Below are 19,520 nucleotides of genomic sequence, written 5' to 3'. Positions count from 1 at the left end.
GGCCGGGCTGGCTCCCTTGGCCGATCTCCGGCAGAGCCAGCGGATCCGGCCGACCGATCCAGCTCGACCCGGCGAACCGCAGTCGGCTCGGCGCAGTCAGCCAGGCGGGGCCGGGCTGGCTCCGCTGGCTGGGTCCGGGCCGGTGGCGGGTCACTGTTCGCGGACCCGGTCGGGTTCGAGGGCGGCGACCGCGGCCGCGACGACCTCTTCTGGCGTGCGTTTGTCGGTCTCGATCTCGACGGTCGCCACCTCGCGGTACACCGGCAGCCGCTGGTCGAGCAGGGCTTTGAACGTGGCGCGCGGGTTGATGCCGGCGAGCAGTGGGCGGGCGCTGGACATCCCGGTGCGCTGCACGCCCGCGGCGAGCCCGACGTTCAGGAAGACCACCGTGTGCTCCTGAAGTCGCGCGCGGGTCCCGGGGGTGAGCGGGGCGCCGCCGCCGAGGGAGAGGACGCCGTCGTGTTCGGCGAGGGCGGTGGCGACCGCTTCCTCCTCGAGCGCGCGGAAGGCGGGTTCGCCGTCGTCGGCGAAGATGTCCGAGATGGCGCGGCCGGCGCGGGCGACGATGTCGTCGTCGGTGTCGCGGAAGGACACGCCGAGCGCGGCGGCCAGCAGCGGGCCGACCGTGCTCTTGCCCGAGCCCGGCGGTCCGATGACGACCGCGCGCGGGCTCACCAGCGCTCCTCGAGCGCCTTCAAGTACGACTGCGCGTTGCGCCGGGTCTCGGCCAGCGAGTCGCCGCCGAACTTCTCCAGTGCCGCGTCCGCGACGACCAGCGCCACGACCGACTCCAGCACCACGCCCGCGCGCGGCACTGCGCACACGTCGGAACGCTGGTGGATCGCCACGGCTGGCTCGCCGGTCCGGACGTCCACTGTGGACAGTGCCTTGGGCACGGTCGAGATCGGCTTCATCGCGACGCGCACCCGCAGCGGTTCGCCGTTGGTGATGCCGCCTTCGAGCCCGCCCGCGCGGTTCGACCGGCGCGTGACGCCGACCGGTCCGGTGCCGCGGTCGATCTCGTCGTGCGCCTGGCTTCCCCAGCGGCGGGCGGTGGTGAAGCCGTCGCCGACCTCGACGCCCTTCATCGCCTGCACGCCCATGAGCGCGCCGGCGAGCCGCGCGTCGAGACGGCGGTCCCAGTGCACGTGCGAGCCGAGGCCCGGCGGCAGCCCGTAGACGATCACCTCGATCACGCCGCCGACGGTGTCGCCTGCCTTCCGCACCGCGTCGACCTCGGCGACCATCGCCTCGGTCCCCTCGGCCGAGAACGCGCGCACCGGGCTCTCGTCGATCGCCGCGAGGTCGCCCGGCTGCGGGAGCGGGCCGTCGGGAGCGTCCGCGCCGCCGATGGAGACGACGTGGCTCAGCACCTCGGCCCCGAGCAGCTGCCGCAGGAAGTTCCGCGCGACCGTGCCGAGCGCGGTCCGCGAGGCCGTCTCGCGAGCGCTGGCGCGCTCCAGGACGGGACGGGCCTCGTCGAAGCCGTACTTCTGCATGCCGGGCAGGTCGGCGTGCCCCGGGCGGGGCCGGGTCAGCGGCTCGTTGCGGGCAAGCCCGGCGAGTTCAGCCTCGTCGACCGGATCGGTCGCCATGACCTTCTCCCACTTGGGCCACTCGGCGTTCTCGATCTGGACGGCGATCGGGCCGCCCTGGGTGACCCCGTGCCGGACCCCGCCGAGGAACTGGACCTGGTCGGTCTCGAAGCCCATCCGGGGGCTGCGGCCGAACCCGAGCCGGCGCCGCGCGAGCTGCGCGGAGAGGTCCGAGGTCGTCACCTCCACCCCGGCAGGCAGCCCTTCGAGCACAGCGGCGAGGGCGGGTCCGTGCGATTCTCCAGCGGTGATCCAGCGCAGCACCGGCCAATCCTGTCACGGCGCGTCCGGCGGCCTGGCAGAGCCCCTGGCCTCAGGCGATGCCCGTTCCAGCGGCTGGGAAGACCGCGCACGCCCAGGTGGCCAGAACCAAGCCCGGGCCGTAGGGGACGCGGAGGGGGCCGGCGCGGATTCGGGAGGGGGCGGGGTCGGGCGGCGGTGCGGATTGGGCGGGCCTCGGCGGGAGGGCGACGCCGGTTGACGTGGGGGCTGGAGCAGTCGGCGCAGTAGCGGGAGCGGGCGGCGCGGAAGCGAGGCCGGTCGGCGGTGAGGACGAGGCGGGCCTCGGCACGAGAGCGGGCTCGGTTGACGTGGAGGCCGAGCCAGACGGCGCGGCAACGGGAGCGCGCGGCACGGGAGCGGCATTGGTCGGCGCGGAGGGAGTGGCAGTAGCGGAGTCCGTGAGCGTGGACGGAGTGGCAGTCGGCGTAGACGGCTGGGCAGGGTCGGCCGCTAGGGGCGGGGAGTCGGGTTGGCTCGGCGTGGGCTCGTGGAGGCCTCCTTCGGCTTCGGAGCGGAGCGATGGTACGACGGTCGGATCAATGACGGGCGGAGGCGTCGGGGTGGCGGACAACGGCGGAGCGAACGCGGGCAGTCGAGCGGACCCGCGCAGTTGACGGATCCGGCGCGTCAGCCACATCGGCACGAAAGCCGCCACGCTCACCAGCGCCGCCAGGACCGCCGCCACCGCTGGGGCCATTCCGCCGACTGCGCCTAGGACAGCGCCGAAGGACCCGGCCAGTTTCACGTCCCCTGGGCCGAGGCCGCCCGCCGACAGTCGGTGGACGATCAGGTGTGTTCCGCCGAACAGCAGGCAGCCCAGGAGGGCGCCAGCGGCCAAGCGCCAGCCTCCGCCGCTCAGGGCGGCGAGGGTGAGGGTCAGGGCGATGGCGGGGTAAGCGGGCAGGGTCAGGACGTCTGGGAGACGGCGGTGCCGGGCGTCCGCCAGCGCGAGGGGTACGCCGAGCACCGAGACCAGCCACGCCACGGGGAGCCACCAAGCCGGGAGTGCGCCCGCGTCGGCGCGGGACGCGGCTACGGCGACTGCCGCCACGGCGGTGGTGATGCCCAGCACTGCGGAGACTGGGGCACCGGCTTTCTTCGTCATCACCAGCAGCACGGGGACCACCGCCCCGGCTGCGAGCACTGCTGTCAAAACCATGCGACCAGCCTGTCGCCACCGCCTGGACCAGGGCAAACAAACCACTGCGCGAGGGGACCCCTCGTGCGCGACACGCCGGAAGGTTCACTCGACAGAGGCAGAATCAGCTGGGGGAAGAAGCCAGAGCCTCGGCGAGGAAAGCGGTGGGAAAAGCATCAGCCGGAGGGGAGAAGCCACAGCCCCGCCGGGATCAGCCCGTGGGCAAAAGCATCAGCCGGGGGAAGAGGCCAACGCCTCAGCAAGGTCAGCCGTGGGAAAGCATGAGCCGGGCGGAAAAAGCCAAAGCCCCGAGACCAGCCGCGGGACAAAGCATCAGCCGGGCGGACGAAACAACAGCCCCACCGAGATCAGCCGTGGGAAAACGCATCAGCCGGGCGGAAGAAGCCAAAACCTCGCCGAGATCGGCAGTGGGGAAAGCATCAGCCGGGGCAGAAGCCACAGCCCGCCGAAAATCAGGCGTGGGAAGAAACCAACTCCCCAGCCAGGAAAGCCCGCCGGTATCCCGACGGATTGACGCCCCGCAAGCGTTTGAAGGCCGCGCTGAAGCCGAACGCGTCCGAGTAGCCCACCGCGCAGGCCACCTCCGCGATCGGCATTGACGGCTGTTCCGTCAGGAGGTCCGCGGCCAGGGTCATCCGCCATCGGGTCAGGTACGTCATCGGCGGCTCCCCTACCAGGTCCGCGAAGCGTTTAGCCAGGGTGGACCGCGAAACTCCGGCGCGGGCGGCCAGTGTGACGACCGTCCACGGGGCTGCCGGGTCCGCGTGCAGGAGACGTAGCGCGGCGCCCACCACCGGGTCTCGCTGGGCTGCCCACCACGGCGGCGGGGTGCCGCCTGGGCGGTCGAACCAGTCGCGCAGCAGGCAGACCAGCATCCAGTCCAGGAGCCGGTCCAGGACGACTTGCTGACCGGGCGCGTCGACGGCCAGTTCGGCGGCCAAGTGATCGAGCACCGGGTCTTCCGCGTCCGAGGAAGGCGGTCGGACCACTACCGGCAGTGCGTCCAGCAGCGCGGCCATGCGGCTGCGGCTGTGTCCGGGATACGCGCCGACGATCAGGTTGGTTTCGCCGTAGTACGGGTCGTTCCAGCCCAGGTGGTGCCGGGTGCCGCCCTGGTCGGGGGTGGCGCAGAACTCGCCGCATTCGACGGGGGCGGCGGGGGTGTCCAGGCGGTCCACGAAGGAGAACGGGCCGCGGACGAGGATGGTCTCGCGGGCGCGCAGCAGCTCGGGCGGATGGTCTTCCGGCACGATCCAGCCCTCGCCGCTCAACAGCGTGCACAGGGTCAGCGGAGGGCCGTCCACGAAGCGCAGCGACCACGGCGCGGACAGGGCCGTGCAGCCGAACAACGAGCCGTGCGCCCGGACCCCGCGGATCAAATCGCTGAAGGCATCCACCTGCCCGAGGTTAGACGAATGGACAGGCAATCCGGCGTATCGCCTATGGGATCGTCCGAGAAAGCCCGGTTAAATCCCAGCCATGAGCACGCTGACCGACCATGATCTCGAGTTCCTCCGCCGTCCCCTGCACGGCTTCCTGACCGTCGCCGCCGGACCGCGGCCGCCGCAGCCGCGGCCAGTGTGGTTCGAGGCCGCCGACGACGGGACGATCCAGCTGTTCACCGCGCCGGACTCGGCGAAGATCCGCCAGCTGCGCGAGGATCCGCGCGCGTCGATCGTCGTCGCGGCTCCGGTCGGGGAACCGGAGCGCTGGGTGTCCGTCGCCGGGCGGGTCACGATCGAGGAAGACGGCGGGCACGACCTCGCCCGCAGGCTCGCCGGACGGTACTGGGACCTCAGCACCGACGAGGGCACGGCCGGGCTCAAAATCCTCGAAGAGCTGCCGCAGGTCCGGATCGTCATTCACCCGGAGAAAGTGCACCGCTACGCGTTCTGACCCGTCCTCGGACCTCCCGCACCAGCAGCACCAGACCGCAGACCACGCACACCGCTTCGGTGATCACGCCCCAGTACTCGTACTGGCTGTTGAACTGGTCGCGCACGCCGTAGAAGCCGACCGTCACCGACAGCAGGTACGCCAGCAGTGTCACGCCGCCGAAGCCCAGCGTGAAGAACGCTGGCAGCCAATGCCGCCAGGCGAGCAGCGCGATCGCGATCACCACGCCAGCGATGCCGTTCACCAGGAAAAGCGGCCCCACCACCGGGATGTCCGCGTAGCCGCTACCCCAATACAGATAGAAGTGGATCGCCGCCGAGCCCGCCAGGCCAGCCGCGCCGAGTGCGCGCATCCAGGTCGTCAGCATGGGCGTCTCCTTCCGTGCGGAAAGCCGGATACGGACTACACGCACGGAAGGCCGCGGCGGTTCACGGGCAACTCGGACCGCCGCGGTTCGTTGCACTGGGCATGACTGCCGAACTGCACTCCCGCCGCGCCGCCCTCGCCTGCGGGGCGACCGTCGCGGGCACCGTCACCCTCGCCGCGTGCGGGGCCGGGGGCCAAGAACCCAAGTCGGCCCCGCCGAAGCCGGGCGGGAAGGTGATCGCACTGGCGGAAGTGCCGGTGGGACAAGCGAAATACGCGAAGCTGATGAACGGCGACAACGTGGTCGTCGCGCAGCCGACGGCGGGGAAGGTCGTCTGTTTCAGCGCCGTCTGCACGCATCAAGGCTGCGAAGTGAACCCGCCGCAGAACGGCCAGGTGCGCTGCCCTTGCCACGGTTCGGTATTCGACGCGTTGACCGGCGCGGTGAAGCAGGGACCGGCGAGCACGCCACTGGCCACAGTGGCGGTGAAGATCCAGAACGGGGACATCGTCTCCGCATGACCGGAATCGCCCTTTGTGGACGCTCACCGTCCACAAAGGGCGTTCGGCTCAATCGTTCCAGGTGAAAAGCTCGTCCCCGGCGGCGACCGTGCGGCCGCCTTCGAGGCCGGCGAGGACGTCGGCGGACGCGTCGAGCCCGACGACCGGGACGATCGGCGAGTAGCCCTTGGCGGCGACCGCCTCCGGGTCCCAGCCCACGATCGGCTGGCCCGCCCGCACCTTCTCGCCCTTGACGACGTGCAGGGTGAACCCCTCGCCCTTTTCCTTGACCGTGTCGATGCCGAGGTGCACGAGCACCGCGCGGCCGTCCTCAGTGGCCACGACGTACGCGTGCGGGTGCAGCGTCACCACGGTCCCGTCGACGGGGGCGACCGCGTCGGCGCGGCCGCCGGACGGCTTCACCGCGATGCCGGGGCCGACCATCGCCTCGGCGAACACCGGGTCCGGCACCTCGGTGATCGCGACGACCTCGCCGGCGACCGGGCTCAGGATCGGCAGGCTCACATCAAGTCCTCGATGTCGCTGGCGATGGTGTCCGCCTCCGGGCCGACGATGACCTGGACCGCCGAGCCCATCTTCACGACGCCCATCGCGCCGGCCGACTTCAGCGCGGCTTCGTCCACCAAGGACATGTCCTCGATCTCGCACCGCAGCCGCGTGATGCAGCCCTCGATCTCGACGAGATTGTCCGCGCCGCCGAGCGCCGCGAGAATCTTTTCCGGCCTGTCATCCGCCATCGCGGCCTCCTCGTATCCCGTTGGTTTTCCACCTGGAACAGGTGCGCTCCGCCACCATTACTACGCCGTTTGCCACGTTGCCGAGCGAGCCCGGCCACGAACGGATAACGGTGGTTGACACCTGCTCGCGCTGCGGAGCATCCTGCCCCATCAGATCATTGGTCTAGACCGGAACGTACCAATCTTCCGGCGCGGACGCGAGCACCGGCCCCGGTGCGCGAGAAGCGAGGGAGGGTGACACCGAGATGAGTGCGGCCGCGCACATTCCGCCGTCCGACCCCGCCGACCGCGTCGTCAACGGGCCGACCCCGAAGCACGCCCAGCTGCGGGAGATCCTGCGCCGCCTGGTGGAGCGCGAGCTCCCGCCGGGCTCGCCGATCCCGTCCGAGCGAGAGCTCGCGCAGCACTACGGCGTTTCGAGGCTCACCGTCCGCTCGGCGATCGGGAAGCTCGTCGAGGAAGGACTGCTGGCCCGGGTCAGGGGCAAGGGCACCTTCACCGCCGCCCGGCGGATGGAACTGCAGGTGTACCTGATGTCGTTCACCGACGACATGCGCCGGCGCGGGCTCACCCCGACCACCGAAGTGATCTCGACCTCGACCGAGGTCCCGCCGGTGACTTCGGCGCACGCGCTCGGCCTCGCCGAGGGCGTGGCGGCGCACCGGCTCGTGCGGCTGCGGCGCGCCGACGGCGTCCCGCTGGCCGTGGAGCGCGGCTGGTACCACGCGGGCCGGACTCCCGGCCTGCTCGACCTCGACCTGACCCGTTCGCTGTACGCCCAGCTTGCCGACGCGTTCTCGCTCCGGCCGGACCAGGCGTACCAGACGGTGTGGGCCGAATCCGCGGACCGCGAAACGGCGCGCCTGCTCGGCATGCGCACCGGCAGTCCGCTCCTGGTGTTCCGCCGGGTTTCCAGCTCCGGCGGCGAACCGGTCGAGGACATGACGTCCTGGTACCGGGGCGACCACTACCAGGTGACCATGCAGCTGGACCGGAACTCCCCGGGTTCCGGCGACCAACCCCACAATGGAGGTATCCGATGAGCGCCACCACCGCGGCTGGGGCCAGCGGGAAGAAGAAGGGCGGCGGCCTTGCCGGGCTGCAGCGCTTCGGCCGCAGCCTCATGCTGCCGATCGCCACGCTGCCCGCGGCCGGTCTGCTGAACCGGCTCGGCCAGGACGACGTCCTCGGCAAGGACGGCCTGAACTGGGGCAAGGCCGCCGACGTGATCGGCGCGGCGGGCGGCGGCATCTTCGACTGGCTGCCGCTGATCTTCGCGATCGGCATCGCGGTCGGCTTCGCCCGCAAGGGCGACGGGTCGACCGCCGTCGCGGCCGTCATCGGCTGGGTCGTGTTCAACAAGGTGATCCAGGCGATCGCCCCGATCAAGAGCCAGCAGGGCTACAAGCCCGGCTGGGACCTCGCGCCGATCCACTGGCCCTACAGCGTGCTGACCGGCATCGTGTCCGGCATCGTGGCGGCCCTGCTGTGGCAGCGCTACCACCGGATCAAGCTGCCGTCCTGGCTGGCCTTCTTCGGCGGCCGCCGGTTCGTGCCGATCATCACCGCGCTGGCGATGATCGTGCTCGGCGTGATCTTCGGCCTGCTCTTCAAGTACGTCGACCAGGGCATCACCTCGGCGGGCGAGGCCGTCGTCGGCTCGCCGGTCCTCGGCGGCGGCATCTACGGCCTGCTCAACCGCCTGCTCATCCCGATCGGCCTGCACCAGCTGCTGAACGTGCCGGTGTGGTTCATCTTCGGCGGCGGCGACCTCACCAACTTCTTCCACCACGTGCAGGGCTCCGGCGCGTTCATGACCGGGTTCTTCCCGATCATGATGTTCGCCCTCCCGGCGGCGGCGTTCGCGATCGTGCACACCGCGCGTCCCGGCCAGCGCAAGCTCGTCGGCAGCATCATGATCTCGGCCGCGCTCACCGCCTTCATCACCGGCGTCACCGAGCCGATCGAGTTCGCGTTCATGTTCGTCGCGTGGCCGCTGTACATCTTCCACGCGGTGATGACCGGCGTCTCGCTCGCGGTCTGCAACGCGCTGGGCATCCACCTCGGCTTCTCGTTCTCCGGCGGCGCGATCGACTTCGCGCTGAACTCGTCGCTGGACACCGCGCACAAGGCGTGGCTGCTGATCCCGATCGGGCTCGTGTTCGCCGTGATCTACTACGTCGTGTTCCGCGTCGTGATCACCAAGTTCAACCTGCGCACGCCGGGCCGCGAGGACGACTCGATCGAGGGCGACCTCGAGCGCACGGCCGCGAAGTAACACCCGAGAAAAAGCAAGAGAGGTACACCATGCCGGAGAAACGCGTCACCGTGGCCAGCAAGGTGGGGCTGCACGCCCGGCCGGCCGCACTGGTCGCCAAGGCGGCCGCGGCCCAGCCCGTCGCGGTCCAGATCGCCAAGGACGGCGGCGACCCGGTGGCCGCCGGCAGCGTCCTCAACCTGATGACCCTCGCCGCCGCGTACGGCGACGAGGTCGTCATCAGCGCCGAGGGAGACGGTGCCGAGGCGGCGGTCGAGGCCGTCGCCGAGCTGGTCGCCACCGATCTCGACGCTCAGTAGCGATACCGCTCCACGGGGAAAACACGAACCGTGCGGGGCTCCCGGACTTCCGGAGCCCCGCACGGTTCGTTCGCGTCAGGGCACTGCGGAACAGCCCGGCGGCGGGTCCTATTACGCTGGCGGGCATGGAGAGTCTGCGCCTGATCGACGAGTGGCCAGTGGACAACGCCGCGGCCGGGGCGGTCTCCGTTTCCGGCGAGGTGCGCGGACGCCACGGCGACCCGGCCCGCCCGTTCCGGCTCGCGTCGGTCACCAAACTGCTCACCGCCTACGCCGCGCACATCGCGATCGAAGAGGGCGTCGTCGAACTCGACACGCCTGCCGGGCCGGAAGGCTCCACCATCGCGCATCTGCTCGCGCACACCTCCGGGCTCGCCTTCGACGCGCACAAGGCGATGGCCGAGCCGGGCACGCGCAGGCTGTACTCCAACGCCGGGTTCGAGGAACTCGCCGACGCGCTGGCCGAGCACTCCGGCATCGCCTTCGCCGAGTACCAGCGGGAAGCACTTTTCGAACCGCTGGGCATGACGTCGACCCGGCTGGACGGCTCCCCCGCCGCGGGCGCGGTGTCCACATTGGACGACCTGCTCCGGTTCGCCGCGGAACTGCAGGCGCCCAAGCTGCTCGCGCCGGAAACCCTCAGTGCGGCCACGGAAATCGCGTTCCCCGGGCTGAACGGCGTACTGCCCGGCTTCGGGCACCAGAAGCCGAACGACTGGGGCCTCGGCTTCGAGTTGCGCGACCACAAGAGCCCGCACTGGACGGGCGCGAACAGTTCGCCGCGCACGTTCGGTCACTTCGGGCAGTCCGGCACCTTCCTGTGGGTGGACCCGGAAGCGGGACACGCCTGCGTCGCGCTCGCCGACCGTTCGTTCGGGCCGTGGGCGGCGCAAGTGTGGCCGCCGTTCACTGACGCCGTACTGGCGGAACTCTCCGCGTGAGACTCCGGTGGGCGCTGGCCGCTCTGCTGCTCGTCGCGGGTTGTTCCGCACCGGCCGCGCAAACCCAAGCGCCCCAAGCATTGCCCGCGCCGGACGCGCCACTTCCGTTGGGCACCAACGGGGCCGCGGCACCGAAACTCAACTGGGCACCGTGTCACGGCGGTTTCCAGTGCGCGACGGCACCGGTTCCGGTGAGCTACCGCGAACCCGGCGGCGCGAAGCTGAATCTCTCGGTGATCCGCATGCCCGCTACCGATCCCGCGCACCGCGTCGGGTCGCTGATGATCAATTTCGGCGGGCCGGGCACCGACGGCGTCGGCGAGCTGATGCGGTTCGGCCCGCGATATCCCGAAGAGCTGCGGGCCAAGTTCGACCTGGTGAGCTTCGATCCGCGCGGAATCGGCGGCAGCGCCCCGGTGCAGTGCCCGGGGACTCCGCCCGCCGCCGGTTCGCCGCTGCGGGACAGCGCGGCGTTCTGGACCGCCAGCGCGGCCGTCGGCAAGGCGTGCGCGGCTGGCACCGGTGCCGAGCTGTCGCACCTGTCGACGGCGAATGTCGCGCGGGACATGGATTTGCTGAGGCAGGCGCTGGGCGAGCAGCAGCTGAACTTCTACGGCTATTCCTACGGCACGTATCTCGGCGGCACCTACGCGAACCTGTTCCCCGGCAAGCTGCGCGCGATGGTCCTCGACGGAACGCTCGACCTCGTCGCGAATTCCACCGGACAGCCGGGCCAGCAGCAGAAACCGGTCGACGTGCGCGCCGACGTCGCGACTGCCCAGCAACAGGAACTCGAAGCGTTCTTCGCTGCCTGCAACGCGGCGGGGCCGGGCAAATGCGCGTTCGCCGGAGGTGACCTGAAGCAGAAATTCGCCGCGGTGTTCGACCGGCTGACGCACGGTCCGGTCGGCGGCATGACGGTGGCGTCGCTGATGGAAACGATCGACCGGGCGTTGTATCAGTCGTCCCGGTGGCCGCGGCTGGCGAAGACGCTCGCCGCGCTCGTGCCGTCGTCGCCAGTCTCCCCCGTGCCCGTGCTGGATCCGCGCGTGCCGACGCATTCGCCCGGGTTCCTGGCGGTGCAGTGCCTGGACAGCGAACTGCCGCAGGACACCGCCAAGTACGCCCAACTCGCTGCGGAAGAAGCGAAACGGCAGCCGTATTTCGGTGTCGCGCCAGTGTTTTCGATGGCGCAGTGCGTCGGCTGGCCCGCCCGGGACGAAGACCGGTACCTCGGACCGTGGAACCGGCCGCGGCAGCATCCGATCCTGATCCTGGCCAACCGGAACGACCCGGTCACCCCGCTTGCCAACGCCCAGGCCACCGCACGGGAACTCGGCGACGGTCACGTAGTCGTGGTCGACGGTGCCGGACACACCACGCTCGACGTGCCCAGCACAGCCGCTTCCGCAGCGATGGCACGGTATTTCACCGATCTGACGGTGTCTCCGGAAGGGACGGTCTACCCGCCGGAGGTCCGGCCGTTCCCCTAGCCGTTCAGCACGTTGATCGGCTCGCCCGCTTGGAACGCGGCGATGTCCTCGACCGCGCCGCCGTAGAAGATCTCGTACGTTTCCCGGCTCACGTAACCGATGTGCGGCGTCAGGATCGCGTTGTCCAACGTCCGCAGCGGGTGATCCGCGGGCAGCGGCTCCACGTCGTAGACGTCCAGGGCGGCCGCCGCGATCTTCTTGCCGCGCAATGCATCCACCAACGCCGATTCGTCGACAATCGGCCCGCGCGAAGTGTTCACCAGGAGTGCGGTCGGCTTCATCGCGGCGAGTTCGGCCGCACCGACCAAACCGCGAGTGCGCTCGGACAGCACCAAGTGAACTGACAGAACATCGGACTGCGCGAACAGGTCCTCTTTGGACACTGCCGTGACGCCGTGCTCGGCCGCCCGCTCCGGAGTGAGATTCTGGCTCCACGCAATCGGTTTCATCCCGAACGCCTGGCCGATCCGGGCGACCTCGGCTCCCAGCCTGCCGAGCCCGAGCAGGCCGAGCGTCTTGTCCCGCAACGCCATCCCGAGACCGACCTGCCAGCCGCCCTCGCGCATCGAACGGAACTCGAGCAGCAGATTGCGCGCACCGGCCAGGATGAGCGCCCACGCGTGTTCGACGGTCGGCGCGGCGAGAGCCCCGGTCGCGGACACCACGACACCGCGGCGCTTCGCCGCGTCCAGATCGATCGCCGCGTTCCGCCGGCCGGTGCTGACCAGCAGTTTCAGCTCCGGCAACCGGTCGAACACCGCGGCCGGGAACGGCGTGCGCTCGCGCATCGCGACCACGACGTCGAACCCGGCCAGCCGCGCGACGACCTCGTCCGGCCCGGCGAACGGCTCGGTGAACACCTCGATCTCCGCCCCGAGCGGCTCCCAGTCCGCACACTGGAGAGCCACGTTCTGGTAGTCGTCGAGGATCGCGATCTTCATGCCGCCCACCGTAACCCCCGGGTCAGGCGTTGCGCGCCCGCTCGATGATCTCGTCGATCACATCGTTCTTCGCGTCGGCGTAGTTCTGCACGTACTCCCAGACCTGCGCGGCGAGTTCCCGTTTCTTCGCCAGGTACAGCGCCAGTTCCTCCGGATGGCTGCGCAGCCGGTCGCGGAACAGCCGGTAGCGCTCGGTCTGGCCGTTGCCGGGCGAATGGACGTGCAGGTTGATGTTCGTGTCCGGACCCTTGAACAGGCGGTGTTTCTCCCAGTCCGGCTCGCGGATCACCAGCCGGTAGCCCGCCGCTTCGAGGTCGGGGACGTACGCGTCCTCGTCGTCCGAATCCGGCACTTCGAGCAGAATGTCGACGATCGGTTTGGCGGCGAGCCCCGGCACCGAGGTGGACCCGACGTGTTCGAGCAGGAGCACGCGATCCCCGAGCGCCGCGCGGATCCGCTGTTCCTCGCGTTCGTAGAGCCGCGGCCATTCCGGGTCGTACTCGGCGAGCGTGATAGTGGTGCCGAGTTTAGGTGCCTCGCCAACCCACGCCGCTTGGATTTCTTTCTCGCCGAACTGTTGCCTGGTCACCGTGATTCCCCCTGTTGCTGGCTGAAAAGCAGCCCGCCAGGATATCAGGAGATCGGCAGCGGCAGGATGTTTCCGCTCGCCTCGCGCAGCGCCGCCCTCATTTCCGCACGCGGTGCCGGTTGCCCGGTGAAGTGCTCCGCTTGCCCGAAAGCCTGATGCAGCAACATGTCGAGCCCGGTCGCGAGCCGTCCGCCGCGCTGTTCGACCGCCTCGGCCAGCGGCGTCGGCCACGGGTGGTAGATCACGTCGAGCACACTGCCGATCCGGGACAGCTCCGCGAGATGCGGCACGACCGCGTCCGGCGGCACCGTGTTGACCAGCACCGCCGTGCGGTCCGCCAAGTCCGCGAAGTCCGTATCGGACCAGCGCAGCACGTCCACAGCGAGGCCCGCGCGCTTGGCCGCGTCCACGGTTTCCGAAGCCCGCGCCGGTTCCCGCACCACCAAACTCACCGTCGCGACGCCGAGCGTGGCCAATCCGACCACCGCGGCCGCAGCCGTCCCGCCCGCGCCGAGCACCACCGCCTGGTCGCTCGCGGAAGGCGAGTAGCCGCCGGCGTAGCGCAGGGCTCCGGTCACTCCGTCGACATCGGTGCAGTCGGCGAGCCAGCCGTCCGGACGCCGCACGAGCGTGTTCGCCGCACCGACCGCGGCCGCGCGCGGAGTGACCTCGGCGGCGTGGTCGAGCGCGGCCCGCTTGCCCGGCATGGTGACCGAGAGGCCGACCCACTCGGGGCCGAGACCGTCGACGAAGCCAGGCAGCTCGTCGGCGTCGGTCTCGACCCGGTCGTAGGTCCAGCCGTCCAGCCCCAGCGCCGCGAACGCCGCGCGGTGCAGCACCGGCGACAGCGAATGCGCCACCGGCTTGCCCAGCACCGCCGCGCGGCGCGGCCGGTCACTTGATGACGCCACGCTGCTCCGCCAGGGTCCTGTTCGCGTTGTGCTGGTCGTTCGTGACCGCGAAGCAGGAATGCCCGTCCTTCTCGCACTTCACGAAGTACACCCAGTCGCCGGGGGTCGGGCTGACCGCGGCCTTGATCGCGTCCATGCTGGGCACCGCGATCGGCGTCGGCGGGAGACCGTAGTTGGCGTAAGTGTTGTACGGTCCCGCTTTCGCCCGGTCCTCGGGTTTGGTGAGCAGCGTCGGGCGGTCCAGCACGTAGTTGACCGTGGAGTCCAGCTGCAGCCGGATGCGCTGCGTGAGCCGGTTGTAGATCACGCGCGAAATCTTGCCGAAGTCCGGTTTGATCGCCTCGCGTTCGATGAGCGACGCGATGATCAGCGTCTCGTACGGCGATTTCCCCGGCCCGGTGTTCTGCGCGGTGAGCCCGGCCGCCTGGATCGAATCGGCCGACTGCTTCACCAGGTCGGTGATCAGCTCGGTCGCGCTCCAGCCGGGTTTCACGTCGTACACGCCGGGCGCGATCAGGCCTTCGAGCCGTTTGTCCTTGCTCAGCGCCTTGCCCGCGTCGGCCAGCGCCCACTCCGGCGCGCCGAGCGCCTTGAGGTCGGCGTCGGCGACGGTCTTGCGCAGCTGGTCGACCGGAATGCAGGTGCTCTTGCCGTTCAAAGTCGCGCACGAGGCCTTCGACATCAGGCTGAACACGCCCGGCGTGACCTTGCCGTCGGGCTGGGTGATGTCGTCGAACTGGGTGTACGGCCGGATTTCCAGCCGCCCGACGCGCGCGGCGGGCGAGGTGATGAGGTCGACCGCGTTCTCGCCGGACATGTGCTGGCGCAGCAGGTAGTAACCCTGCTGGATCTTGCTCAGCGCGGTGTTTTCCGCGCCCGCCTTCACGAACGCCCGGGAACTCGCGACCACGCCCGCGTCGGTGAGCTTCGCGCCGATCGCGGACGTCGTGTCGCCCTGTTCGACCTGCACGAGCGCGTCGCCTTCGCCGGAACCGTCGAAGTCCGCGTAGCCGAAGATCTTCTGATACCCGAAATACGCGCCGCCGCTGAGCAGGACGAGCACGAGCACCGCGGCGATCCAGCCGATCGCGCGCTTGCGCTTCTTGCGGGGCTTCTTCGCGGGCGGTTCGTCGACCGGCGGCTCGGCCCCGTCTTCGGGGTAGCCGTCCTCGTCGTAGCCGTCGTAGTCCTCGTCGTAGTCCTCGTACTCGCCGTATTCGTCGTACTCGTCCTCGAAGAGGCCGTCGATCGGCTGCTCGTCCGGGTGCTCCGGTTCGTGCGCCGCGGCGGGCACGGCCGGGATCACTTCGGTGGGCTGCTCGACCGGCTGCCGGCGCGGCGGCTGGCTGCGCGGATCGCGCGGCATCGACGCGTCCGCGAAACGCGGGTCGCGCGGCATGGAAGCCTCGGCGAACCGCGGGTCCGGCGGCATCGACGCGTCCGCGAACCGAGGATCGCGCGGCATCGAAGCCTCGGCGAACCGGGGATCCGGCGGCATGGAGCCGTCCGGCGGCGGAGCGGGAGCGCGCCGGACCGGAGGGGGCGGCGGCATCTCCGGCGCCCGGCGACGGCCAGGCGCGGCAGCTTCCGCGGGCAGCTCGACATCGTCCCGGCGACGACGGCCGGACGGCGGCTCGACATCAACGGGCGGCGGAATGTCCTCGCGGCGACGGCGACGGCCAGCCGGAGGATCGACCGGCGGCGGCGCGTCCTCAAGCCGACGACGGCCTGCCGGAGCGTCGACCGGCGGAACGTCGTCGCGGCGACGGCGTCGACCGGCGGGCGGCTCGGCCTCCGCGGGCGGCAGGTCGTTCCCGGCCACCGGTACCTCGTCCGGAGTTATGCGGCGCGGCCGGGCGCGGGGAAGGTCGTCGGCCGCGTGCGGCGGCAAGTCCCAGTTCTCCGTCGACCGCTTCGGCCGGTCCTGCGGCGCGACCGGACGGCGTCGCCGGGCCGGCGGAGCGTCGGCGGCCGGGCCACGGGGCGGTTCGGCCGGAGGCATCGCGTCCGGTGCGACGCGACGGGGCGGTTCGCCGGCGGGGCGAGGGGTTCCCTCGGGTGCGCGCCGGCGTCCTTCCGCGGGACGCTGCGGCACGTCGCCGCGCGGACGTCGTCGTTCGCCAGGCGGCATGCCTTCCGGCATCGCGCGGCGAGGAGGTGCTTCGTCTTCGGGCTCGCGTCGCCTGCGCCGTCCGCCGGGAGCGCCGGTACCCGCCGCGGGGTCCGGCACATCCGGGTTGTCGGGGTTGCGCAGCCGACGGCGGCCACCCGGATTGCCGGGGCCGCGGGGGTCGGTCATGAGTCGCCTTTCCGGGCGCGGTGCGCGGCGGCGGCGTCGAGCCAGGCTTGCAGGATCTCGACTGCCGCTGCCTGGTCCACCACGGCGCGCTGCTTGCGTCCCTTGACCCCCCGCTGGGACAGCATTCGCGACGCGGTGACCGTCGTCAACCGCTCGTCTGCCAGCCGCACGGGCACGTCCCCCACGCGCCCGGCGAGCTTGTCCGCATACGCGAGCGCGATGTCCGCGGCCGCGCCCTGCCGGTTCGCCAGCGTCCTCGGCAAGCCCACGATCACCTCGACCACCTCGTGTTCGGTGACGAGATCGGCAAGCCGGTCCAGATCGCTGTCGTCCTTCGCATCACGGGAGAGGGTAACGAGCGGGCTCGCGAGCACGGGGGCGGGATCGCTGAGCGCGACCCCCACCCGGACAGACCCGACATCGACCGCGAGCCGCCTGCCCCGCCCCGGATCGGACTCGCCGGGCCGATCCGGGCCTCTCCGGGGGTTAGCGGCCAAGGTCCGCGACCGCCGCGCGCAGCGCCGTCACGGCCTGCTCCGCGCCCGCCGGGTTGCTGCCGCCGCCCTGGGCCATGTCCGGCTTGCCGCCGCCGCGCCCGCCGATCGCCCCGGCGAACGACGGCACGAGCTTGCCCGCCGCGATTCCCTTGTCGCGCGCCGCCGAGGTCGTGGCGACCACGAAGGCCACCTTCTCCCCCGAGGGCGCGAACAGCGCGACGACCCCGGCGCGGTCGCCGAGACGGCCGCGGATGTCCGAGGCGAGCGCGCGCAGGCCGTTGCCGTCGACGTCCGGCACGACCTCGGCGACCACCGAGACGCCGGAGACGTCCTGCGCCTTGTCCGCCAGCGCGCCGGCCGAGCCGAGCACCTGCTGCGTGCGCAGCTGCTCGATCTCCTTCTCGGCGTTCTTCAGCCGGGACAGCACGTCCTCGATCCGGCCGGGCAGCTCGTCCGACGGCACCTTGAACGTGTTCGCCAGCTGCGACACGAGCAGCTGCTCCTTGCGGACGTGCTTGAGCGCGTCCGGGCCGACCAGCGCCTCGACGCGGTGCACGCCGGAGCCGACCGACGCGTCCGACACCAGCTTGACCAGGCCCAGCTGGCCGATCCGGCCGACGTGCGTGCCGCCGCACAGCTCGCGGGAGTACTCGCCCATGTCGACGACGCGGACGTCGTTGCCGTACTTCTCGCCGAACAGCGCGACCGCGCCCAGCTCGAGCGCCTTGTCCTTGGTGGTGGTGTAGCTCTGCACCTCGACGTCGGTCTGCAGGTAGTCGTTCACTTCCTGCTCGACCTCGGTGAGGATGTCGGCCGACACCGCGCCCGGCGTGGTGAAGTCGAACCGCATCCGGCCCGGCGCGTTGAGCGAACCGGCCTGCGCCGCGCGCTTGCCGTACGCGCCGCGGACGGCCGCGTGCACGAGGTGCGTGGCCGAGTGCGAGCGCTCGATCGAGAGCCTGCGGTTCGCGTCCACCGACCCGGTGAGCCGGGTGTCGATCCCGACCTCGCCCTGGGTCACCTCGACGCGGTGCACGAACAGGCCCGGCACGATCTTCTGCACGTCGAGCACCTTCAGCTCGACGCCGTCGCCGACCAGCACGCCGGTGTCGGCGATCTGCCCGCCGCTCTCGGCGTAGAACGGGGTGCGGTCGAGCACCAGTTCCGCCTTGCGGCCCGCGGCGACGCTGCGCACCGGCAGGCCGTCCTCGAGCAGGCCGACGACCTTCGCGTCCGCCTGCAGTTCGGTGTAGCCGAGGAACTCGGTTTCGCCGTGCTGCTCCAGCACCTTGCGGTACTCGGACAGGTCGCCGTGGCCGCTCTTGCGCGACGCCGCGTCCGCCTTGGCGCGCTTGCGCTGCTCCTCCATGAGCGTGCGGAACCCGGCCTCGTCGACGGTCAGGCCCTGCTCGGACGCCATCTCCAGCGTCAGGTCGATCGGGAAGCCGTAGGTGTCGTGCAGCTGGAACGCCTTGTCGCCGGCGAGCACGTCGCCGCCGCCCTTCTTCGTCTCGGCCGCGGCCAGGTCGAAGATGCGCGAACCGCTGGTGAGGGTGGCGAGGAAGGCTTCCTCCTCGACGCGCACGACCTCGGAGATCCGGTCGAACCCGCTGACCAGCTCGGGATAGGTCGGGCCCATGGTCTGGCTGACGACCTTCGCGAACTCCTGCAGCACTGGCTCCTGCACGCCCAGCAGGCGCGTGGAGCGCACGATGCGGCGCAGCAGGCGGCGCAGCACGTAGCCGCGGCCGTCGTTGCCGGGGGTGACGCCGTCGCCGATCAGCAGCACGCCGGTGCGCGCGTGGTCGGCGATGACGCGGAAGCGCACGTCGTCGGCGTGGTTGGCGCCGTAGCGGCGGCCGGAGAACTCCTCGGCGCGGCCGATCACCGGGCGCACCAGGTCGGTCTCGTACACGTTCTCGACGCCCTGCAGGATCGTCGCGACGCGCTCGACGCCCATGCCGGTGTCGATGTTCTTCTTCGGCAGCTCGCCGATCGGCGGGTGGCCCAGCTTCGGGCTCTGGTCGCCGCGGACGTCCTGCATGAAGACGAGGTTCCAGATCTCGATGTAGCGGTCCTCGTCGGCGACCGGGCCGCCCTCGCGGCCGTACGCCGGGCCGCGGTCGTAGTAGATCTCCGAGCACGGGCCGCCGGGACCGGGCACGCCCATGTCCCAGTAGTTGTCCTTGCCGTCGCGGACCTGGATCCGCTCGCTGGGCAGGCCGGTGAGCTTGCGCCACAGCCCGGCCGCCTCGCTGTCCTTCTCGTAGACGGTCGCCCAGATCCGGTCCGGGTCGAGGCCGAAGCCGCCGTCGTCCTGGGACTTGGTGATCAGCTCCCAGGCGTTCTCGATCGCGCCTTCCTTGAAGTAGTCGCCGAACGAGAAGTTGCCCGCCATCTGGAAGAACGTGTTGTGCCGGGTGGTCTTGCCGACCTCGTCGATGTCCGGCGTGCGCACGCACTTCTGCACCGAGGTCGCGCGCGGGTAGGGCGGCGGGGCCTCGCCGAGGAAGTACGGCTTGAACTGGACCATGCCCGCGTTGACGAACAGCAGGTTCGGGTCGTCGAGGATCAGCGGGGCGCTCGGCACGCGCGTGTGGCCCCTGCTCTCGAAGTGGCGCAGGAAACGGTCGGTGATCTCGTGTGTGTCCACGGGTACGTCCTTGTGCTGGAACCCGGCTTCGGCCGGGGAAAGGAAACGGGGGTCGGAGGCGG

At 70.9% G+C, this 19,520-nt stretch carries 19 protein-coding genes and 1 pseudogene; 7 read left to right on the top strand and 13 right to left on the bottom strand.

What is annotated here, in order from left to right:
* Positions 1 to 150: 150 nt before the first annotated feature.
* The 4 genes from WA670_RS18160 to WA670_RS18145 all read right to left on the bottom strand — a co-directional run bounded on the left by WA670_RS18160 (position 151) and on the right by WA670_RS18145 (position 4,433).
* Positions 151 to 675: a shikimate kinase gene (locus tag WA670_RS18160; protein WP_199818109.1), complete on the bottom strand. Its 525-nt coding sequence runs from the start codon at positions 673 to 675 to the stop codon at positions 151 to 153.
* Positions 672 to 1,859 carry a chorismate synthase gene (aroC, locus tag WA670_RS18155; RefSeq protein ID WP_037818955.1) on the bottom strand — a complete coding sequence of 396 codons (1,188 nt, stop codon included), beginning with the start codon at positions 1,857 to 1,859 and terminating at the stop codon, positions 672 to 674. The genes WA670_RS18160 and aroC overlap by 4 nt, the downstream gene beginning before the upstream one ends.
* Positions 1,860 to 1,908: 49 nt before the next feature.
* Positions 1,909 to 2,982, bottom strand: a complete 1,074-nt coding sequence (locus tag WA670_RS18150; protein WP_336158452.1) for a prepilin peptidase — start codon at positions 2,980 to 2,982, stop codon at positions 1,909 to 1,911.
* A 506-nt stretch (positions 2,983 to 3,488) separates the two neighbouring features.
* Positions 3,489 to 4,433, bottom strand: a complete 945-nt coding sequence (locus WA670_RS18145) for an AraC family transcriptional regulator (protein ID WP_134666325.1) — start codon at positions 4,431 to 4,433, stop codon at positions 3,489 to 3,491.
* An 82-nt stretch (positions 4,434 to 4,515) separates the two neighbouring features.
* Between WA670_RS18145 and WA670_RS18140 the strand changes: the two genes are divergently transcribed.
* Complete coding sequence (locus tag WA670_RS18140) at positions 4,516 to 4,932, top strand: pyridoxamine 5'-phosphate oxidase family protein (RefSeq protein ID WP_134666327.1); 417 nt, start codon at positions 4,516 to 4,518, stop codon at positions 4,930 to 4,932.
* Here the strand turns inward: WA670_RS18140 and WA670_RS18135 are convergent.
* A complete protein-coding gene (locus WA670_RS18135; RefSeq protein ID WP_167756583.1) occupies positions 4,895 to 5,296 on the bottom strand; it encodes a hypothetical protein in 402 nt (133 codons plus the stop codon). The two genes, WA670_RS18140 and WA670_RS18135, sit on opposite strands and share 38 nt — an antisense overlap.
* A 104-nt stretch (positions 5,297 to 5,400) precedes the next feature.
* Here WA670_RS18135 and WA670_RS18130 point away from each other — a divergent pair, with 104 nt between their 5' ends.
* Entirely contained in the window at positions 5,401 to 5,820 is a 420-nt protein-coding gene (locus WA670_RS18130) for a Rieske (2Fe-2S) protein (protein WP_134666331.1), read from the top strand.
* 48 nt (positions 5,821 to 5,868) lie between these two features.
* On the opposite strand, the gene WA670_RS18125 is transcribed toward WA670_RS18130, so the two are convergent.
* On the bottom strand, positions 5,869 to 6,324 hold the full coding sequence (locus WA670_RS18125; protein ID WP_037818962.1) for a PTS sugar transporter subunit IIA: 456 nt from the start codon (positions 6,322 to 6,324) through the stop codon (positions 5,869 to 5,871).
* Positions 6,321 to 6,557 (bottom strand): glucose PTS transporter subunit EIIB, encoded by a 237-nt coding sequence (locus WA670_RS18120; RefSeq protein WP_037818963.1) that lies wholly within the window; start codon positions 6,555 to 6,557, stop codon positions 6,321 to 6,323. The genes WA670_RS18125 and WA670_RS18120 overlap by 4 nt, the downstream gene beginning before the upstream one ends.
* Before the next feature lie 245 nt (positions 6,558 to 6,802).
* Here WA670_RS18120 and WA670_RS18115 point away from each other — a divergent pair, with 245 nt between their 5' ends.
* The 5 genes from WA670_RS18115 (at position 6,803) to WA670_RS18095 (ending at position 11,568) form a co-directional block, all read left to right on the top strand.
* Complete coding sequence (locus WA670_RS18115; RefSeq protein WP_037818964.1) at positions 6,803 to 7,600, top strand: GntR family transcriptional regulator; 798 nt, start codon at positions 6,803 to 6,805, stop codon at positions 7,598 to 7,600.
* Entirely contained in the window at positions 7,597 to 8,835 is a 1,239-nt protein-coding gene (locus tag WA670_RS18110; RefSeq protein WP_238607453.1) for a PTS transporter subunit EIIC, read from the top strand. The genes WA670_RS18115 and WA670_RS18110 overlap by 4 nt, the downstream gene beginning before the upstream one ends.
* Positions 8,836 to 8,864: 29 nt before the next feature.
* Positions 8,865 to 9,134, top strand: coding sequence for an HPr family phosphocarrier protein (locus WA670_RS18105; protein WP_037818967.1), 270 nt, complete (start codon positions 8,865 to 8,867; stop codon positions 9,132 to 9,134).
* Positions 9,135 to 9,259: 125 nt separating this feature from the next.
* Positions 9,260 to 10,075 carry a serine hydrolase domain-containing protein gene (locus WA670_RS18100; RefSeq protein WP_336158340.1) on the top strand — a complete coding sequence of 272 codons (816 nt, stop codon included), beginning with the start codon at positions 9,260 to 9,262 and terminating at the stop codon, positions 10,073 to 10,075.
* Positions 10,072 to 11,568, top strand: coding sequence for an alpha/beta hydrolase (locus WA670_RS18095; protein WP_336158339.1), 1,497 nt, complete (start codon positions 10,072 to 10,074; stop codon positions 11,566 to 11,568). The genes WA670_RS18100 and WA670_RS18095 overlap by 4 nt, the downstream gene beginning before the upstream one ends.
* Here WA670_RS18095 and WA670_RS18090 read toward each other — a convergent pair.
* The 6 genes and pseudogenes from WA670_RS18090 to alaS form a co-directional block, all read right to left on the bottom strand.
* On the bottom strand, positions 11,565 to 12,509 hold the full coding sequence (locus WA670_RS18090) for a D-2-hydroxyacid dehydrogenase family protein (protein WP_336158338.1): 945 nt from the start codon (positions 12,507 to 12,509) through the stop codon (positions 11,565 to 11,567). The genes WA670_RS18095 and WA670_RS18090 overlap by 4 nt on opposite strands.
* A gap of 25 nt (positions 12,510 to 12,534) precedes the next feature.
* Positions 12,535 to 13,098 (bottom strand): annotated as a pseudogene (locus WA670_RS18085) (GrpB family protein); the annotation flags it as partial.
* 44 nt (positions 13,099 to 13,142) lie between these two features.
* Complete coding sequence (locus tag WA670_RS18080; protein WP_336158337.1) at positions 13,143 to 14,009, bottom strand: shikimate dehydrogenase; 867 nt, start codon at positions 14,007 to 14,009, stop codon at positions 13,143 to 13,145.
* On the bottom strand, positions 13,993 to 16,308 hold the full coding sequence (gene mltG / locus WA670_RS18075) for an endolytic transglycosylase MltG (RefSeq protein WP_336158336.1): 2,316 nt from the start codon (positions 16,306 to 16,308) through the stop codon (positions 13,993 to 13,995). The genes WA670_RS18080 and mltG overlap by 17 nt, the downstream gene beginning before the upstream one ends.
* Positions 16,305 to 16,805, bottom strand: coding sequence for a Holliday junction resolvase RuvX (gene ruvX, locus WA670_RS18070; RefSeq protein WP_037818975.1), 501 nt, complete (start codon positions 16,803 to 16,805; stop codon positions 16,305 to 16,307). Before ruvX ends, mltG begins: the two co-directional genes overlap by 4 nt.
* On the bottom strand, positions 16,795 to 19,458 hold the full coding sequence (alaS, locus tag WA670_RS18065) for an alanine--tRNA ligase (RefSeq protein ID WP_037818976.1): 2,664 nt from the start codon (positions 19,456 to 19,458) through the stop codon (positions 16,795 to 16,797). Before alaS ends, ruvX begins: the two co-directional genes overlap by 11 nt.
* Positions 19,459 to 19,520: the final 62 nt, after the last annotated feature.

The organism is Amycolatopsis sp. VC5-11 (assembly GCF_037034185.1).
GTDB lineage: Bacteria > Actinomycetota > Actinomycetes > Mycobacteriales > Pseudonocardiaceae > Amycolatopsis > Amycolatopsis nivea.
The sequence above is the reverse complement of the archived record's forward strand: the minus strand, read 5'-3'. Positions and strand labels throughout refer to the sequence as shown.

What these genes read in the sequence shown, in the direction of transcription:
- WA670_RS18140 (WP_134666327.1), top strand. Translation starts at nt 4,516, where the DNA reads ATGAGCACGCTGACCGACCATGATCTCGAGTTCCTCCGCCGTCCCCTG.
- WA670_RS18110 (WP_238607453.1), top strand. Translation starts at nt 7,597, where the DNA reads ATGAGCGCCACCACCGCGGCTGGGGCCAGCGGGAAGAAGAAGGGCGGC.
- WA670_RS18120 (WP_037818963.1), bottom strand. Translation starts at nt 6,557, where the DNA reads ATGGCGGATGACAGGCCGGAAAAGATTCTCGCGGCGCTCGGCGGCGCG.
- WA670_RS18130 (WP_134666331.1), top strand. Translation starts at nt 5,401, where the DNA reads ATGACTGCCGAACTGCACTCCCGCCGCGCCGCCCTCGCCTGCGGGGCG.
- WA670_RS18150 (WP_336158452.1), bottom strand. Translation starts at nt 2,982, where the DNA reads ATGACGAAGAAAGCCGGTGCCCCAGTCTCCGCAGTGCTGGGCATCACC.
- WA670_RS18090 (WP_336158338.1), bottom strand. Translation starts at nt 12,509, where the DNA reads ATGAAGATCGCGATCCTCGACGACTACCAGAACGTGGCTCTCCAGTGT.
- mltG (WP_336158336.1), bottom strand. Translation starts at nt 16,308, where the DNA reads ATGACCGACCCCCGCGGCCCCGGCAATCCGGGTGGCCGCCGTCGGCTG.
- WA670_RS18105 (WP_037818967.1), top strand. Translation starts at nt 8,865, where the DNA reads ATGCCGGAGAAACGCGTCACCGTGGCCAGCAAGGTGGGGCTGCACGCC.
- WA670_RS18100 (WP_336158340.1), top strand. Translation starts at nt 9,260, where the DNA reads ATGGAGAGTCTGCGCCTGATCGACGAGTGGCCAGTGGACAACGCCGCG.
- WA670_RS18115 (WP_037818964.1), top strand. Translation starts at nt 6,803, where the DNA reads ATGAGTGCGGCCGCGCACATTCCGCCGTCCGACCCCGCCGACCGCGTC.